Here is a 17,073-nt window from a genome sequence, read left to right as displayed (position 1 = left end):
GCACGCAGGAAGCCCGGACTAATAAGATGGCATTGAAATCCCCCGCGTTTCGTAAAAAATTTCCGTTGTTGGTTACCGGCAGTTTGCTGGCGCTGCAACCCCTTGCCACTTCCTACGTGGTCGCTGCGGAACAGTATGACTGCTCAGTCTCTGCTTCGGGTTCCTGGGACTGTGCACCAAAGACGCCGGCAGCTGCATTGCCACCGCGCCCCGTCCATGAGGGCAGCGCAGTCTCCGCTACCGGCGAAGCCCCGGCCGAGAACGGCTCCAGCGAAGACGCCGGCGCCAAGCCGGTGCTGGTCACCGAATCCAAAGGCCGTGGCCTGAAGTCGCGTAGCGCAGACTACAGTCACCTCGATTGGGTTCCCCGCGAGCAACTCACCGCCGCACAATTGGCCGAAACCGGTCCTTATTGCTCTGGTTCCTATATCGAACCGATTCGTCCTGGCATGGATGACAAGACGAATAAAAGTGACGCTCCAACCTTTATCGGCGCAAAAGCCTCCCGCTATAAGCAGGATGAGCAGGTTGCGACCCTGGCCGGCGACGTTGTCATGCGTCAGGGCAGCATGCAGGTCGAAGCCGACGAAGCCAACCTGTACCAGGCCGAGAGCCGTGGCGACCTGAACGGCAACGTGCGCATTCGCGACAACGGCGCCCTGATCGTCGGCGACCACGCCGACGTGCAGCTCGACACCGGTGAAGCCAAGGTCGACAACGCCGAATATGTGATGCACAAATCGCGCATCCGCGGTAATGCGCTGTACGCCAAGCGTGCCGAGAACGCGATCATCCGCCTCAAGGATGGCACGTACACCACGTGCGAACCGAACAGCAACGCCTGGCAGCTCAAGGGCAACAACATCACCCTGAACCCGGCCACCGGTTTCGGTACGGCGACCAACGTGACGCTGCGGGTCAAGGACATTCCGGTCCTGTACACGCCGTACATCTATTTCCCGATCGACGACCGTCGCCAGTCCGGCTTCCTGCCGCCGAGCATCGGCACCGGCAGCGATACTGGCTTCATGCTGGTCACCCCGTACTACTTCAACCTGGCGCCGAACTACGATGCCACGCTGTACCCGCGCTACATGGAAAAGCACGGCTTGTTGATGGAAGGCGAATTCCGCTACCTGACCAAATCCAGCGAAGGCCAGTTCGGTGCGGCTTACCTCAACGACGAGAGCAACGATCGCGACAAGCAGACCGACGCCGAAAAAACCCGCTACATGTACAACTGGCAGCACAAGGGTGGTCTCGATTCGCGAGTGCTCACGCAAGTCGACTACACCAAGATCAGCGATCCGTATTACTTCCAGGATCTGCAGACCGACCAGATTGGCGTGAAAAGCAACGACTACGTGAACCAGCAGGGTTCCGTCACCTATCGCGGCGACAGCTATACCGCTCGCGTGAACGCCCAGGCATACCAACTGGCGACCGTGTCGAACATTACGCCGTACGACCGCCTGCCGCAGCTAACCCTCGACGGTATGCTGCCTTACCATCCGGAAGGCCTGGACCTCACGTACAGCAGCGAACTCGTACGGTTTGACCGCAATCTGCATAACGGCAGCTACACCGACGAAGACGGCAATGTGTCGCCACGTCTTGATAACAACGTTGTAGGCCTGGCACGCGCCAATGGCGATCGGCTCAACCTGGCACCGGCTGTCAGCCTGCCACTGAACTGGACCTACGGATTCCTGAAGCCAACACTCAAGTACCAGTACACCCAGTACCAACTGGATCTGGACGGTCTGGGTAAAAGTCAAGTCGCGCAGCAAAATCAAGCCGCAGCTGCAACCGGGACTAAAAATCTCAATGGTGATTTTGACAGCAACCAGAACCGCGGTGTGCCGATCGCCAGCATCGACAGCGGCCTGTACTTCGATCGCAATACCCAGTATTTCGGCAAGAACTACCGCCAGACCCTCGAGCCGCGCCTGTTCTACCTGTACGTGCCTGAAGTCGACCAGGTAGACATCCCGGTATTCGATACCAGCGAATACACCTTCAACTATGCGTCGCTGTTCCGTGACAACCGCTTCTCCGGCTCCGACCGTGTCGGCGACGAGAACAAACTGTCCCTGGGCGTGACCAGCCGCTGGATCGAAGACAACGGTTTCCAGCGTCAACGTATCAGTGTCGGCCAGGCCTTGTACTTCAAGGACCGCGAAGTTCAGTTGCCAGGCATAGATCCGAAAACCCGCCAGGATACGCAGGCCAACGTTTCGCCTTACGCCCTGGAATACGAATATCGCTGGAACCGCGACTGGCGTACCACGGCCGACTACAACTGGGACCCGGACAGCCGCAGCCCTCGTTCGGGCAGCGCGATGTTCCACTACCAGCCTGAAGACAACCCGAACAAGATCGTCAACGTCGGCTATCGCTATCGCAATGACCAGATCCGTTACGACCAGAACACCGGTAAGTGGACCGTGGGTGGTGGTGACTACGGCACCCCTGGCCAGCCTGGCTACGTGAAGGATTACTACAAGATCAAACAGCACGACTTCTCGGTCATCTGGCCGATCGTGCCGCAATGGAGCGCTATCAGCCGCTGGCAGTATGACTACAACCGCAGCCGTACCCTGGAAGCCTTCGGTGGTTTCGAGTACGACAGTTGCTGCTGGAAACTGCGCCTGATCAACCGTTACTTCGTTGATTACGACGAGTTCAGCCAGGAAGCACCGCAAAACGAAAAAGGCGACCATGGCGTCTTCCTCCAAATTGTTCTGAAGGGACTCGGCGGCCTCACCGGCGCCAAGGCAGAGAGCTTCCTCGACAAAGGCATTCAAGGTTATCGTGAACGTGAAGACCAAGCTTTCTGATTGTCTGCGCCCGCTGATGCTGGGCGCGCTGTTCCTGAGTACGGCGGCCAGCGCCGCCGTACAATCCATCGATAAAGTGGTGGCCATCGTCGACAACGACGTGGTCATGCAGAGCCAACTGGACCGCCGCGTTCATGAAGTTCAGCAAACCATTGCCAAGCGTGGTTCCGCCGTGCCGCCGGCCAGCGTGCTGGAGCAGCAGGTACTTGAGCGCCTGATCGTCGAAAACCTGCAATTGCAGATCGGCGAGCGCTCCGGCATCCGCATTACCGATGAAGAGTTGAACCAGGCGGTCGGCACCATTGCCCAGCGCAACAACATGTCGGTCGAGCAATTCCGCGCCGCCCTGACTCGCGACGGCCTGTCCTATGACGACGCACGTGAGCAGATTCGCCGCGAAATGGTCATCAGCCGGGTACGCCAGCGTCGGGTTGCCGAACGCATTCAGGTCTCCGAGCAGGAAGTGAAGAACTTCCTGGCATCTGACCTGGGCAAAATGCAGCTGTCCGAAGAGTTCCACCTGGCCAACATCCTGATTCCTACGCCGGAAAGCGCCAACTCCGACGCGATTCAGAATGCAGCCAAACAGGCCGATGCGGTTTACCAGCAGCTCAAGCAAGGCGCTGACTTCGGCCAGTTGGCAATCGCCAAGTCCGCCAGCGAAACCGCTCTGGAAGGTGGTGACATGGGCTGGCGCAAAGCCGCTCAATTGCCACCGCCGTTCGATCGCCTGTTGAGCACCATGCCGGTGGGTGACGTCACCCAGCCAATGCGCACACCGGGCGGCTTCATCATCCTGAAGATCCTCGACAAGCGTGGCGGCGAGACCCAGATGCGCGATGAAGTGCATGTGCGCCACATCCTGGTCAAACCAAGCCCGATCCGCGACGAAGCGAAAACCAAGGCCCTGGCCGAGTCGCTCTACAGCCGTATCGAGGCTGGCGAAGACTTCGGCGAGCTGGCGAAAAGCTACTCGGAAGACCCGGGTTCTGCCCTCAATGGCGGCGACCTGAACTGGATCGACCCGAACGCGCTGGTGCCCGAGTTCCGCGCAGTGATGGCCAGGACCCCGCAAGGTCAACTGTCCAAGCCGTTCCAGACTCAATACGGCTGGCACGTCCTGGAAGTTCTTGGTCGTCGCGCCACCGACAGCACCTCACAGGCTCGGGAGCAGCAAGCAATGACCGTTTTGCGTAACCGCAAATACGACGAAGAGCTGCAAACCTGGCTGCGTCAGATCCGTGACGAAGCGTACGTGGAAATCAAACTCCCTGGCGCCGACCAGGCCGCGCAGTGAAACCGCAACGTTTCGCGCTGACACCCGGTGAACCAGCCGGCATAGGTCCCGACCTGTGCCTGCTGCTCGCCTCGCAAGCCCAGCCCCACCCCCTGATTGCCATTACCAGCCGCGACCTGCTCATTGAGCGGGCCGCGCAACTGGGTGTGGCTGTCGATTTGCTGCCGGTCACGCCGGACAACTGGCCGGATGCACCCGCGCCAGCCAACAGCCTGTATGTCTGGGATACACCGCTCAATGCCAAGGTCACTGCCGGGCAACTGGACAAGGCCAACGCTGCCTTTGTTCTGGAAACCCTGACCCGGGCCGGCCAGGGATGCTTGAGCGGGGATTTTGCCGGTATGATCACCGCGCCGGTGCACAAAGGCGTGATCAACGAATCCGGTATCGCCTTCTCCGGGCACACGGAATTCCTCGCCGACCTGACCCACACCGCGCAAGTGGTGATGATGCTGGCCACACGCGGTTTGCGCGTGGCCCTGGTGACCACTCACCTGCCCCTTCGCGAGATTGCCGATGCAATCACGCCGGAGCGCCTGGAGCGCGTCACACGAATCCTGCACGCCGACCTGCAAAACAAATTCGGCATCGCCCGGCCACGCATCCTGGTCTGCGGGCTCAACCCCCACGCCGGTGAAGGCGGACACCTGGGCCATGAAGAAATCGATATCATCGAACCCACATTAGAGCGCTTGCGCGGCGAGGGCATGGACCTTCGAGGCCCCCTGCCCGCCGACACTCTGTTTACCCCCAAATATCTGGAGCACTGCGATGCGGTGCTGGCGATGTACCATGACCAGGGCCTGCCGGTGCTGAAGTACAAAGGCTTCGGCGCGGCAGTCAACGTGACCCTCGGCTTGCCGATCATCCGCACTTCGGTCGACCACGGCACCGCCCTGGACCTGGCCGGCAGCGGCAAGATTGACACCGGCAGCCTGCAAGTCGCCCTGGAAACCGCCTACCAGATGGCCGAGACCCGTTTATGACCGAGCAATACCAGCACAAGGCGCGCAAACGCTTTGGCCAGAATTTCCTGCACGATGCCGGCGTTATCGACCGCATCCTGCGCTCCATACATGCCAAGGCAGAAGACCGCCTGCTGGAGATCGGCCCGGGCCAGGGCGCACTGACCCAGGGCCTGCTCAGCAGCGGCGCCCAACTCGACGTGGTGGAACTGGACAAGGACCTGATCCCGATCCTCAACCAGCAGTTTGCCGGCAAGAGCAACTTCAACCTGCATCAGGGCGATGCACTGAAGTTCGACTTCAACAGCCTGAATGCCGCGCCAGGCAGCCTGCGAGTGGTCGGCAACCTGCCGTACAACATCTCCACGCCACTGATTTTTCACCTTTTGCACAACTCGCACCTGATCCGCGACATGCATTTCATGCTGCAAAAGGAAGTGGTCGAGCGCCTGGCTGCCGGCCCGGGTGGTGGTGACTGGGGCCGCCTGTCGATCATGGTTCAGTACCACTGCCGGGTCGAGCACCTGTTCAATGTCGGCCCGGGCGCGTTCAACCCGCCGCCGAAAGTCGACTCGGCCATCGTGCGCCTGGTGCCCCACGCGGTACTGCCGCACCCGGCCAAGGATCACCGTCTGCTGGAGCGCGTCGTGCGCGAAGCGTTCAACCAGCGCCGCAAGACCCTGCGCAACACCCTCAAGCAGCTGCTGAGTAACGCCGAAATCGAAGCCGCTGGCGTCGATGGCAGCCTGCGTCCTGAGCAACTCGACCTGGCCGCCTTCGTACGCCTGGCCGACAAGCTCAGCGAACAAGCGCCACAAAAGCCTGCCGCTGACTGACAGGCGATGAGCGCTATCGGGTAGGACGCCACTCTGGTCTACTACCCGATACTTGGCCTAGACTGAACTCCATCAGCTATGCCCCGCGTCCCGCTTCGTTTTTAAGGCCCCTTGCATGTCCGATCCTCGTTATCAGGTCGACGTCAGCGTCGTCACCCGCTATCTGGCAGAACAATCGCAACCTGAGCACGACCGCTTTGCCTTCGCCTACACCATCACCGTGCAAAACAATGGCCTGATACCGGCCAAACTGCTTTCACGGCACTGGGTCATCACCGATGGTGACGGGCATGTCGAAGAAGTGCGCGGTGCAGGTGTGGTAGGAGAGCAGCCGTTGATCGATCCCGGCAAGAGTCACACCTACAGCAGCGGCACGGTCATGAGCACCAAGGTCGGCACCATGCAAGGCACCTATCAGATGCTTTCCGACGACGGTAAACATTTCGATGCCATCATCGCGCCCTTCCGCCTGGCGGTGCCTGGAGCCCTGCACTGATGGCAACGTACGCGGTCGGTGACCTGCAAGGCTGCCTTCAAGCCCTGCAATGCCTGCTCAAACAAGTGGCGTTCGACCCACAACGGGATCGCTTGTGGCTGGTGGGCGACCTGGTCAACCGCGGCCCGCAGTCTCTGGAAACCCTGCGCTTCCTCTATAGCATCCGCGAATCGCTGGTGTGCGTGCTCGGCAACCACGACCTGCACCTGCTGGCGGCCGGACGCAACATCGAACGCCTGAAGAAGGCCGATACCCTGCGTGAGATCATCGAAGCGCCGGATAGCCCCGAGCTGCTCGAATGGCTGCGTCAGCAAAAGCTCATGCACTACGACGAACAGCGCAACGTTGCACTGGTCCATGCCGGCATTCCACCCCAGTGGTCGCTGCGCAAAGCCTTGAAATGTGCCGCCGAAGTCGAGACTGCCTTGCGTGACGACAACCTGTTGCCGCCCTACCTCGATGGCATGTACGGCAACGATCCGGCGAAATGGGACAACGACCTCAAAGGCGTCACGCGCCTGCGGGTGATCACCAACTATTTCACTCGCATGCGTTTTTGCACCGCCGAAGGCAAACTCGATCTCAAGAGCAAGGAAGGCCTCGGTACTGCACCGCCCGGCTACAAGCCCTGGTTCCAGCACAAGGAACGCAAGACCAAGGGTGTGAAAATCCTCTTCGGTCACTGGGCAGCACTGGAAGGCAAGTGCGACGAACCGGGTATCTCGGCCCTCGACACCGGTTGCGTCTGGGGCGGCGCCCTGACCCTGATGAACGTCGACAGCCTTGAGCGCCTGTCCTGCAAATGCGACGAACACGGTCACGCCGTGCCGCCAGTCGCCTCATCCATTCCCCAATCATCGCCAGCCAGCGCCCCGCGCTAGACTGCCCATTCTGCCGAGCCACAGGAGCCCGCCATGAGCGAATTCAAACGTATCCCCCCCGAACAGGCCCAAGCCCTGCGCGAACAAGGCGCAGTAGTGGTCGACGTCCGCGACCCGGCCACTTTTGCCGCCCTGCACATCGCAGGCTCGAAGCATCTGGACAATCATTCCCTGCATGCTTTCATCCAGGGTGCCGACCTCGACGCACCGACCGTAGTGGTCTGCTACCACGGCAATTCCAGCCAGGGCGCGGCCGCCTACCTGATCAGCCAGGGCTTCTCCGACGTCTACAGCATGGATGGCGGATTCGAGTTGTGGCGTACGACCTATCCTGCGGAAACGGCGCAAGGCACCTCCGAATAATTTTTTTGTAACGTTGCAGGCCCCGGCTTCTGCGGGCTGGCGCGGTGGCAGACGAACGGTCTGCCACAACTAATTACGTATCTCGCCTTTATCTCCCGAATTCCCAACTATCCTTAAGCCCAGGCCATCCAAAACAGGGGAGAGCCGGTACACCGGCGCACGGGTCATCGGGAGTAGCTTTCGGAGTCGTCTGCTCCGGGAGAGTTCTGGGGGGTAAACAGCAATCGCCTGTTCGGTTGCTGCCAGCATCGACTGAGTGATCCGGCGTCGGCTCCACGTATCGAGCGAGGTGACGTCATGAGTATCTTTAGCCACTTCCAACAACGCTTCGAGTCCACACGCCAGGAAGAACTCTCGCTGCAAGAGTATCTTGAGCTGTGCAAACAAGACCGCAGCGCCTATGCCTCCGCCGCCGAGCGTCTATTGCTGGCCATCGGAGAACCGGAGCTGCTCGACACCTCGACCAACTCGAGACTGTCACGCATCTTCTCCAACAAGGTGATCCGCCGTTATCCGGCCTTTGAAGACTTCCACGGGATGGAAGAATGCATCGACCAGATCGTGTCGTATTTCCGCCACGCCGCTCAGGGCCTGGAAGAGAAGAAGCAGATCCTTTACCTGCTCGGTCCCGTCGGTGGTGGTAAATCGTCCCTGGCCGAAAAGCTCAAGCAACTGATGGAAAAAGTGCCCTTCTATGCGATCAAGGGCTCGCCGGTTTTCGAGTCGCCCCTGGGTCTGTTCAACTCCACTGAAGATGGAGCGATCCTCGAGGAAGACTTTGGCATTCCACGGCGCTACCTCAACACCATCATGTCACCATGGGCGACCAAGCGCCTGGCCGAATTCGGTGGCGACATCAGTCAGTTCCGCGTGGTGAAACTCTACCCGTCGATCCTCAACCAGATTGCCGTGGCCAAGACCGAACCAGGCGACGAAAACAACCAGGACATCTCGGCCCTGGTGGGCAAGGTCGATATCCGCAAACTGGAAGAGTTCCCGCAAAACGACGCCGACGCCTACAGCTATTCGGGCGCACTGTGCCGGTCCAACCAGGGCCTGATGGAATTCGTCGAAATGTTCAAGGCACCGATCAAGGTGCTGCACCCATTGCTGACCGCCACTCAGGAAGGCAACTACAACAGTACCGAAGGCCTCGGTGCGATTCCGTTCACCGGGATCCTGCTGGCGCACTCCAACGAATCGGAGTGGCACACCTTCCGCAACAACAAGAACAATGAAGCCTTCATCGACCGGATCTACATCGTCAAAGTGCCATACTGCCTGCGGGTCAGTGACGAAGTGAAGATCTACGACAAGCTGCTGTTCAACAGCTCGCTGGCCAAGGCCCATTGCGCGCCCGACACCCTGAAGATGCTGGCCCAGTTCACCGTGCTCTCGCGCCTCAAGGAGCCGGAAAACTCCAACATCTACTCGAAGATGCGCGTGTACGACGGCGAGAACCTCAAGGATACCGATCCGAAAGCCAAGTCGATCCAGGAATACCGCGACAATGCAGGTGTCGACGAAGGCATGAACGGTCTATCGACCCGTTTCGCGTTCAAGATCCTGTCGAAGGTGTTCAACTTCGATCCGCACGAAATTGCGGCCAACCCGGTGCATCTGCTCTACGTGCTGGAACAACAGATCGAACAGGAACAGTTCCAGGCGGAGACCCGCGAACGCTACCTGCGCTTCCTCAAGGAGTACCTGGCACCGCGCTATATCGAATTCATCGGCAAGGAGATCCAGACCGCCTACCTCGAGTCCTACAGCGAGTACGGCCAGAACATCTTCGATCGTTATGTGCTGTACGCCGACTTCTGGATCCAGGACCAGGAATACCGCGACCCGGAAACCGGCGAAATCCTCAACCGCGTAGCCTTGAACGAAGAACTGGAGAAAATCGAAAAACCGGCCGGCATCAGCAATCCGAAGGATTTCCGCAACGAAATCGTCAACTTCGTCCTGCGTGCCCGGGCCAACAACAATGGCAAGAATCCGACCTGGCTCAGCTACGAAAAACTGCGGGTGGTCATCGAGAAGAAAATGTTCTCCAACACCGAGGACCTGCTGCCGGTCATCAGCTTCAATGCCAAGGCCAGCAAAGAAGACCAGCAGAAGCACAACGACTTCGTCACACGGATGGTCGAGCGCGGCTACACCGACAAACAGGTACGACTGCTGTCCGAGTGGTACCTGCGGGTCAGAAAATCACAGTAACCCGCTGCCGGTCAGACCGGTTGTCGTCAGCCAGAGGTCTGTGTACGTGTTTTCTGTTACACAGACCTCTGGAAGGTGTTCGAAAGTCGGTAGCGAGGTACAGGCAGCATCCAAAAGCGCTTGGGGGAGCGTGAACATCCCTTGGCACCGGTCCGATGCTGCATAACCGCTCGCCCCTTTCAGGACAGCTTCTAAGGAGCAGTCATGAGCTATGTGATCGACCGACGTCTCAATGGCAAGAACAAGAGCACGGTGAACCGCCAGCGCTTTCTGCGGCGCTACCGTGATCACATTAAAAAGGCTGTCGAAGAGGCGGTCAGCCGGCGCTCCATTACCGATATGGAACACGGCGAACAAATCAGCATTCCCGGCCGCGACATCGACGAACCAGTGCTTCACCACGGTCGCGGTGGCAAGCAGACGATCGTGCACCCGGGAAACAAGGAGTTCACCAGCGGCGAACATATCGCCCGCCCACCGGGAGGCGGTGGTGGTCGAGGCCCTGGCAAGGCGGGCAATTCCGGTGAAGGAATGGACGAGTTCGTCTTCCAGATCACCCAGGAAGAATTCCTCGAGTTCATGTTCGAGGATCTCGAACTGCCAAACCTGGTCAAGCGCAACCTGACCGGCACCGATACCTTCAAGACCGTACGTGCCGGGATCAGCAACGAGGGCAACCCGTCGCGGATCAACATCATCCGCACCCTGCGTTCAGCCCACGCCCGGCGAATTGCCCTGTCCGGCAGCAGTCGGGCAAAACTGCGCGAAGCCAAAGAAGAACTTCTGCGACTCAAGCAGGAAGAACCGGACAACTTCGGCGATATTCAGGAAATAGAAGCCGAAATCGAAAAACTCAGCGCACGTATTCACCGCATACCCTTTCTCGACACATTCGACCTCAAGTACAACCTGCTCATCAAGCAACCGAACCCCAGCTCCAAGGCCGTGATGTTCTGCCTGATGGACGTGTCCGGCTCGATGACCCAGGCGACCAAGGACATCGCCAAGCGCTTCTTTATCCTGCTGTACCTGTTCCTCAAACGTAACTACGAAAAGATCGATGTGGTGTTTATCCGCCATCACACCAGCGCCCGCGAAGTGGATGAAGAGGAGTTTTTCTACTCCCGGGAAACCGGCGGCACCATCGTCTCCAGCGCCTTGAAACTGATGCAGGAGATCATGGCCGAGCGCTATCCGAGCAACGAGTGGAACATCTACGCCGCCCAGGCCTCCGACGGCGACAACTGGAACGATGACTCTCCGATCTGCCGCGACATACTGATCAACCAGATCATGCCATTCGTGCAGTACTACACTTACGTTGAGATCACCCCTCGCGAACACCAGGCCCTGTGGTTCGAATACGAGCGCATCGCCGAAGCCTTTTCCGACACGTTTGCCCAGCAACAACTGGTCTCGGCCGGGGATATCTATCCGGTCTTCCGTGAACTCTTCCAGCGCAGGTTAGTGACATGACCGCCAAAGAGCAGAAGCGCCAACCCATTTCCACCGGCTCCGAATGGACGTTCGAGCTGATTCAGGCGTATGACCGCGAAATCAGTCGTATTGCGGCCGGCTACGCCCTCGATACGTACCCTAACCAGATCGAAGTAATCACCGCCGAACAGATGATGGACGCCTATGCCTCCGTCGGTATGCCGCTGGGTTATCACCACTGGTCCTACGGCAAACATTTCCTCAGCACTGAAAAATCCTACACTCGCGGCCAGATGGGGCTGGCGTACGAGATCGTGATCAACTCCGACCCGTGCATCGCCTACCTGATGGAAGAAAACACCATCTGCATGCAGGCGCTGGTGGTGGCCCATGCCTGCTACGGGCACAACAGCTTTTTCAAAGGCAATTACCTGTTCCGCACCTGGACCGACGCCAGCTCGATCATCGATTACCTGGTGTTTGCCAAGCAGTACATCATGCAATGCGAAGAGCGCCACGGTATCGACGCGGTCGAGGACTTGCTCGACTCCTGCCATGCACTGATGAACTATGGTGTCGACCGCTACAAACGCCCGTATCCGATCTCCGCGGAAGAAGAGCGTCGTCGGCAAAAGGACCGGGAAGAGCATTTGCAGAAACAGATCAACGATCTTTGGCGAACCATTCCCAAGGGCGCGGACAAGTTCAGCGAAAAGGACAACGCACGCTTCCCCGCCGAACCTCAGGAAAACATCCTGTACTTCATCGAAAAACATGCGCCACTGCTGGAGCCATGGCAGCGGGAAATCGTGCGCATCGTGCGCAAGATCGCCCAGTATTTTTATCCACAGCGTCAAACCCAAGTGATGAATGAAGGTTGGGCCACGTTTTGGCACTACACCCTGATGAACGACCTGTACGACGAGGGCCTGGTCACCGACGGCTTCATGATGGAGTTCCTGACGTCCCACACCAGCGTGGTATTCCAGCCGGGCTTCGATAGCCCCTACTACAGCGGTATCAATCCGTACGCCCTGGGTTTTGCCATGTACCGCGACATCCGTCGCATGTGCGAACACCCTACGGAAGAGGATCGCCGCTGGTTCCCGGAAATAGCCGGCTCCGACTGGCTGTCGACCATCAAGTTTGCCATGAGCAGCTTCAAGGATGAGAGTTTCATCCTGCAGTACCTGTCACCCAAGGTGATCCGTGACCTGAAGCTGTTCAGCATTCTCGATGACGACCAGAAGGACGACCTGCTGGTGCCCGCCATTCACGACGAAGGCGGCTACCGCATCATCCGTGAAACCCTCGCAGCTCAGTACAACCTGGGCAATCGCGAACCCAACGTGCAGATCTACAGCATCGACCGGCGCGGTGATCGCTCCCTGACCCTGCGTCACCAGCAACACGACCGCAAACCGCTGGGAGAGTCCACCGAGGAAGTGCTCAAGCATCTGCACCGCCTGTGGGGCTTCGACATTCACCTGGAGACCCTGCAAGGAGACCAGGTAATGAAAACCCATCACGTCCCCCCCAGAAGCGAGCACAGCGAAGGCGATTACGGCCGCCTGGACCTGGCTGTCATTCATCTTTGATACTGTTTCGGCCTCCGAAAGCCCGACGCAACGGTTATCCTGTCGAGCTAACGGAGGTTTTTTATGCGGATCTATAAAGTCGGCGGCGCGGTACGCGATCGCTTGCTGGGCAAACCGGTCACTGATATCGACTGGGTAGTGGTCGGCGCCACTACCGAAGAAATGCTCGCCAAGGGTTTCCGTCCGGTAGGTGCGGATTTCCCGGTGTTTCTTCATCCTAAAAGCGGTGAGGAATACGCCCTCGCCCGCACCGAGCGCAAAAGCGGACGCGGCTACGGCGGGTTCACTTTTCACGCCAGCCCTGAAGTCACCCTCGAAGAAGACTTGATCCGTCGCGACCTGACCATTAACGCCATGGCCGAAGACGATCAGCAGAACCTGACTGACCCGTACCACGGCCAGCGCGATCTCGAAGCGCGCCTGCTGCGCCATGTTTCCCCGGCATTTGCCGAAGATCCGCTCCGGGTCCTGCGCGTTGCCCGCTTTGCGGCGCGGTATGCCGCACTGGGCTTTACCGTCGCCCCGGAAACCCTGGAACTGATGCGCCAGCTCAGCGAGTCAGGCGAGCTTGAGGCGCTAACCCCGGAGCGCAGTTGGAAGGAAGTTTCCCGCGCCCTGATGGAAGATCAGCCACAGGTGTTTATTGAGGTTTTGCGCGCATGCGACGCCCTCAAGGTACTGATGCCAGAGGTCGACTCACTGTTTGGCGTACCGCAACCACCAGCCCACCACCCGGAAATCGATACAGGCGTACACACCCTGAGCGTTTTGCAGCAAGCCGCCATACACAAACAGCCGCTGACCGTGCGCTGGGCCTGCCTACTGCACGACCTGGGCAAGGGCCTGACGCCGGAGGAGGAATGGCCGCAACACATTGCCCACGAGTTCAAGGGGCTGAAGCTGATAAAAGCGGTCAATGAACGCTTCAAGGTGCCCAGAGACTGCCAGGAACTGGCCGTGCTGGTGGGCGAGTATCACACCCACGGGCATCGCGCCCTTGAGCTGAAGCCATCGACATTGCTGGAGTTGCTGCAAAGCTTCGACGTTTACCGTCGGCCACAGCGGTTCGAGGAGTTCATCGCGGCATGCGAGATGGATGCGCGTGGACGCAAAGGACTGGAAGAAAGAAATTATCCACAAGCGGATTATTTGCGCGGCGCGGCAACCGCTGCTCGCAGCGTGGCGGTTCAGCCGTTGCTGGAGAAAGGCTTCAAGGGACCGGAGCTGGGGGAGGCGATCAAGCGCGAGCGACTGAAGGCGCTGAAGGCTTACAAGGAAAGTACATCGACCTGAAAAGCTTCGTCGGAGCGCCGCCCGGAGCAAGCCCGCTCCCACAAGGTTCAGCGCAACACTTGTGGGAGCGGCGGCGCGGCGATCCGACTTGCCCGCGAAGGCGTCAGTCGGCCCACATCAAATCTGAAGGCGTCAGTTGCTCACCGTGCCATTCGAAAGCCACCGGCGCCAGCACCTGATCGATCTGCGATTCAGCCCACAACGTGGCGAAACTTTTTCCTACACCCGGGTGCACGCGGTCCGGCGCTATCAACGACAACGGCCACAGAACAAAAGCATTTTTCAGAATTTCTGCCCGCGGCAAGATCAGGCCATCGAAGTTGCCCGCCAGATCACCGAACAGCAATACGTCGATATCCAGGGGCAAACCTCGGCGATCCGGTGCATATCGGCCGTTATCGGCCTCAATGAACTTCAACCGGCGATCCAGCTCCATGAGCGGCAGATCGGTATACGCCGACACCACGAAATTGAAGAACGGCCCGCTCTTGATACCCACCGGCTGACTTTCGAAAACCGCCGAACAGCGGATATCGACAAGGAACGCCGCCAACGCATCGAGCCCCGCCCGCAAATGGGTTTCACGCTCGATATTGCTACCGAGCCCGAGGTATACCTGAGTCAGCGACATCCGCGCTCGATCTCCACGCCCACACCGCCAGTGGCAGCCGGGACGGCGCCGGGCTTGGTCAGTTTCAGGCGCATCCAGGTGATTTTGAATTCGCTCATCAACACTTCAACCAGACGCTCGGCAAAGGTCTCGACCAGCTGGAATTGCGCCTGCTCGGCAAATGCCTGGATGCGCGAGGAAACACTGGCGTAGTCGAGCGCCAGGGTCAGGTCATCACCGGCTGCGGCCGGGCGATTATCCCAGGCGAAGCTCAGATCTAGACGCAAGCACTGTCGGATGCCTCGTTCCCAGTCGTAGGCACCAATCACCGTGTCGACTTCCAGGCCCTCGATAAACACTCTGTCCAAGCACTTCTCTCCGCTACACGACAAGGGCGCAATGCGCCGTTAGAATCAGGGCTTCCTCGCCCGGAATAGTTAGCATGTTTTGGTTATTGGCGATCCTCGCCTACCTGCTCGGCTCTCTGTCCTTCGCCATTTTGCTCAGCCGCCTGACCGGTAACCCCGATCCGCGAATGAGTGGCTCGGGCAATGCCGGCGCCACCAACATGTTGCGCCTGGCCGGCAAGAAACTCGCCATCCTGACCCTGCTCGGCGACCTTTGCAAAGGCCTGCTGCCGGTACTGATTGCGCGTCTTGCGGGCCTTTCGCAGCAGGAGCAGGCCTGGATCGGCGTCTATGCCGTCATCGGCCACCTGTTTCCGTTGTACTTCCGCTTTCGCGGCGGCAAGGGTGTCGCCACCGCTGCCGGCATGTTGCTGGGACTGTACCCGCCCGCAGCCCTTCTGGCGGTCTGCGCCTGGCTCTTGACGTTCTACCTGACCCGCACCAGCTCCCTGGCCGCCCTGATCGCCACGCCGCTGACCCTGCCTTTGCTGGCCTGGCAAGAACCGGCGGCCCTGCTGCCCATGAGCACGCTCACCGGGCTGATCGTCTGGCGTCATCGCGGCAATCTACGCGACCTGTTTGCCGGGCGCGAACGGCATTTTTAGTTGCCGGGCATGCGCGCCACTCATCACAACGCCGACAATTGTTCCATCGGCCAACGCGCCTGCACGCTGATCGCCAGACTTTCCTGCTGACCGGCCTGCAAGCGCTGACAGCCAGCAAAAGCGATCATCGCGCCGTTGTCGGTGCAGAACTGCGGACGGGCATAGAACACATCGCCCTTCATGTCGCCGAGCATTTTCTCCAGAGAAGTGCGCAACGCCTTGTTGGCACTGACACCGCCAGCGATCACCAGGCGCTTCATGCCAGCGGCTTTCAGGGCACGCTTGCACTTGATGGTCAAAGTCTCCACCACGGCCTGCTGGAACGCCAGCGCGATGTCGCAACGGGCTTGCTCGCCGTCGCCCCCGGCGCTGACGCACTGCTGCCAGGTATTCAACGCAAAGGTTTTCAGGCCACTGAAGCTGAAATCAACGCCAGGGCGGTCGCACATCGGACGCGGGAAGATGAAACGTCCTGCAACGCCCTGCTCCGCAAGGCGAGCGATCTCCGGTCCGCCCGGATAATTGAGGCCCATCATCTTGGCCGTCTTGTCGAAGGCTTCGCCGGCAGCGTCATCCAGGGTCTCGCCCAGGAGTGTGTACTGACCGATTCCGTCGACCTGAACCAGTTGCGTATGGCCACCTGACACTAACAAAGCGACGAACGGAAACTCCGGCGGTTGCGACTCCAGCATCGGCGCCAGCAAGTGGCCTTCCATGTGATGCACGCCGAGGGCCGGAATGCCCCAGGCAAAGGCCAGCGCCTGAGCACAGGAAGCCCCTACCAGCAACGCGCCCACCAGGCCAGGACCCGCGGTGTAGGCGATCGCATCGATCTCGGTCGGCACGCAGTCGGCCTCGGCCAACACCTGACGAATCAAGGGCAGCATGCGTTTGACGTGATCGCGCGAAGCCAGCTCAGGCACTACGCCGCCATAGGCGCGGTGCAGGTCGATCTGACTGAACAGCGCATCGGCCAGCAGGCCGCGCTCACTGTCGTAAAGTGCGACACCGGTTTCGTCGCAGGAGGTTTCTAATCCCAGTACTAGCATGGGTTTGCGCCTTGTTTAGGCTGAATTCGAAGGCGCGCATAATAGTCGTCGCGTGATGCCCCGACCAGCGGTTTTCGATCAGAGGCTTTGCATTCCGAGCGTTGAGGGGTTAACATCCGCAACCCTTAAAAACCGACGTCTTCAAGTGCTCTTTTGCCGCGAGGATGTTGACCCCG

General features: G+C 59.4%; 15 protein-coding genes. 12 read left to right on the top strand and 3 right to left on the bottom strand.

Annotated elements, in window-relative coordinates; all coding sequences use genetic code 11:
- Positions 1-26: 26 nt before the first annotated feature.
- The 11 genes from CAF65_RS12375 (at position 27) to CAF65_RS12325 (ending at position 14,226) form a co-directional block, all read left to right on the top strand.
- Entirely contained in the window at positions 27-2,840 is a 2,814-nt protein-coding gene (locus tag CAF65_RS12375) for an LPS-assembly protein LptD (protein WP_085716523.1), read from the top strand.
- Complete coding sequence (gene surA / locus CAF65_RS12370; protein WP_143492098.1) at positions 2,821-4,137, top strand: peptidylprolyl isomerase SurA; 1,317 nt, start codon at positions 2,821-2,823, stop codon at positions 4,135-4,137. The genes CAF65_RS12375 and surA overlap by 20 nt, the downstream gene beginning before the upstream one ends.
- Positions 4,134-5,123 (top strand): 4-hydroxythreonine-4-phosphate dehydrogenase PdxA, encoded by a 990-nt coding sequence (pdxA, locus tag CAF65_RS12365; protein WP_085716521.1) that lies wholly within the window; start codon positions 4,134-4,136, stop codon positions 5,121-5,123. The genes surA and pdxA overlap by 4 nt, the downstream gene beginning before the upstream one ends.
- Positions 5,120-5,938 carry a 16S rRNA (adenine(1518)-N(6)/adenine(1519)-N(6))-dimethyltransferase RsmA gene (rsmA, locus tag CAF65_RS12360; protein WP_085716520.1) on the top strand — a complete coding sequence of 273 codons (819 nt, stop codon included), beginning with the start codon at positions 5,120-5,122 and terminating at the stop codon, positions 5,936-5,938. The genes pdxA and rsmA overlap by 4 nt, the downstream gene beginning before the upstream one ends.
- A 115-nt stretch (positions 5,939-6,053) precedes the next feature.
- Positions 6,054-6,434, top strand: coding sequence for a Co2+/Mg2+ efflux protein ApaG (gene apaG / locus CAF65_RS12355; protein ID WP_085716519.1), 381 nt, complete (start codon positions 6,054-6,056; stop codon positions 6,432-6,434).
- On the top strand, positions 6,434-7,315 hold the full coding sequence (locus CAF65_RS12350) for a symmetrical bis(5'-nucleosyl)-tetraphosphatase (RefSeq protein ID WP_085716518.1): 882 nt from the start codon (positions 6,434-6,436) through the stop codon (positions 7,313-7,315). The genes apaG and CAF65_RS12350 overlap by 1 nt, the downstream gene beginning before the upstream one ends.
- Before the next feature lie 33 nt (positions 7,316-7,348).
- Positions 7,349-7,678 (top strand): thiosulfate sulfurtransferase GlpE, encoded by a 330-nt coding sequence (gene glpE, locus CAF65_RS12345; protein WP_007982657.1) that lies wholly within the window; start codon positions 7,349-7,351, stop codon positions 7,676-7,678.
- 297 nt (positions 7,679-7,975) lie between these two features.
- Positions 7,976-9,898 (top strand): PrkA family serine protein kinase, encoded by a 1,923-nt coding sequence (locus CAF65_RS12340; RefSeq protein ID WP_008017413.1) that lies wholly within the window; start codon positions 7,976-7,978, stop codon positions 9,896-9,898.
- 204 nt (positions 9,899-10,102) lie between these two features.
- Positions 10,103-11,374, top strand: a complete 1,272-nt coding sequence (locus CAF65_RS12335) for a YeaH/YhbH family protein (protein WP_008017412.1) — start codon at positions 10,103-10,105, stop codon at positions 11,372-11,374.
- Entirely contained in the window at positions 11,371-12,933 is a 1,563-nt protein-coding gene (locus CAF65_RS12330; protein WP_085716517.1) for a SpoVR family protein, read from the top strand. Before CAF65_RS12335 ends, CAF65_RS12330 begins: the two co-directional genes overlap by 4 nt.
- Positions 12,934-12,996: 63 nt before the next feature.
- Positions 12,997-14,226 carry a multifunctional CCA addition/repair protein gene (locus CAF65_RS12325; RefSeq protein ID WP_085716516.1) on the top strand — a complete coding sequence of 410 codons (1,230 nt, stop codon included), beginning with the start codon at positions 12,997-12,999 and terminating at the stop codon, positions 14,224-14,226.
- Positions 14,227-14,329: 103 nt separating this feature from the next.
- Here the strand turns inward: CAF65_RS12325 and folK are convergent, their stop codons facing one another.
- Both folK and folB read right to left on the bottom strand, forming a co-directional pair.
- Positions 14,330-14,857 carry a 2-amino-4-hydroxy-6-hydroxymethyldihydropteridine diphosphokinase gene (folK, locus tag CAF65_RS12320; protein ID WP_085716515.1) on the bottom strand — a complete coding sequence of 176 codons (528 nt, stop codon included), beginning with the start codon at positions 14,855-14,857 and terminating at the stop codon, positions 14,330-14,332.
- Positions 14,848-15,204 (bottom strand): dihydroneopterin aldolase, encoded by a 357-nt coding sequence (gene folB / locus CAF65_RS12315; RefSeq protein WP_008051601.1) that lies wholly within the window; start codon positions 15,202-15,204, stop codon positions 14,848-14,850. Before folB ends, folK begins: the two co-directional genes overlap by 10 nt.
- 74 nt (positions 15,205-15,278) lie before the next feature.
- Here folB and plsY point away from each other — a divergent pair, with 74 nt between their 5' ends.
- Positions 15,279-15,848 (top strand): glycerol-3-phosphate 1-O-acyltransferase PlsY, encoded by a 570-nt coding sequence (gene plsY / locus CAF65_RS12310; protein ID WP_007993197.1) that lies wholly within the window; start codon positions 15,279-15,281, stop codon positions 15,846-15,848.
- A 23-nt stretch (positions 15,849-15,871) separates the two neighbouring features.
- Here the strand turns inward: plsY and tsaD are convergent, their stop codons facing one another.
- Entirely contained in the window at positions 15,872-16,897 is a 1,026-nt protein-coding gene (gene tsaD, locus CAF65_RS12305) for a tRNA (adenosine(37)-N6)-threonylcarbamoyltransferase complex transferase subunit TsaD (RefSeq protein ID WP_085716514.1), read from the bottom strand.
- Positions 16,898-17,073: the final 176 nt, after the last annotated feature.

The sequence above is a fragment of the Pseudomonas sp. B28(2017) genome (assembly GCF_002113025.1).
In the GTDB taxonomy this organism is placed as follows: domain Bacteria; phylum Pseudomonadota; class Gammaproteobacteria; order Pseudomonadales; family Pseudomonadaceae; genus Aquipseudomonas.
This window is presented reverse-complemented; position numbering and strand designations above follow the sequence as displayed.

Excerpts from the sequence above, each read along its gene's own strand:
- glpE (WP_007982657.1), top strand. The coding sequence starts at position 7,349 with ATGAGCGAATTCAAACGTATCCCCCCCGAACAGGCCCAAGCCCTGCGC.
- apaG (WP_085716519.1), top strand. The coding sequence starts at position 6,054 with ATGTCCGATCCTCGTTATCAGGTCGACGTCAGCGTCGTCACCCGCTAT.
- CAF65_RS12340 (WP_008017413.1), top strand. The coding sequence starts at position 7,976 with ATGAGTATCTTTAGCCACTTCCAACAACGCTTCGAGTCCACACGCCAG.
- rsmA (WP_085716520.1), top strand. The coding sequence starts at position 5,120 with ATGACCGAGCAATACCAGCACAAGGCGCGCAAACGCTTTGGCCAGAAT.
- plsY (WP_007993197.1), top strand. The coding sequence starts at position 15,279 with ATGTTTTGGTTATTGGCGATCCTCGCCTACCTGCTCGGCTCTCTGTCC.
- tsaD (WP_085716514.1), bottom strand. The coding sequence starts at position 16,897 with ATGCTAGTACTGGGATTAGAAACCTCCTGCGACGAAACCGGTGTCGCA.
- CAF65_RS12335 (WP_008017412.1), top strand. The coding sequence starts at position 10,103 with ATGAGCTATGTGATCGACCGACGTCTCAATGGCAAGAACAAGAGCACG.
- folK (WP_085716515.1), bottom strand. The coding sequence starts at position 14,857 with ATGTCGCTGACTCAGGTATACCTCGGGCTCGGTAGCAATATCGAGCGT.
- CAF65_RS12350 (WP_085716518.1), top strand. The coding sequence starts at position 6,434 with ATGGCAACGTACGCGGTCGGTGACCTGCAAGGCTGCCTTCAAGCCCTG.
- CAF65_RS12330 (WP_085716517.1), top strand. The coding sequence starts at position 11,371 with ATGACCGCCAAAGAGCAGAAGCGCCAACCCATTTCCACCGGCTCCGAA.
- CAF65_RS12325 (WP_085716516.1), top strand. The coding sequence starts at position 12,997 with ATGCGGATCTATAAAGTCGGCGGCGCGGTACGCGATCGCTTGCTGGGC.
- CAF65_RS12375 (WP_085716523.1), top strand. The coding sequence starts at position 27 with ATGGCATTGAAATCCCCCGCGTTTCGTAAAAAATTTCCGTTGTTGGTT.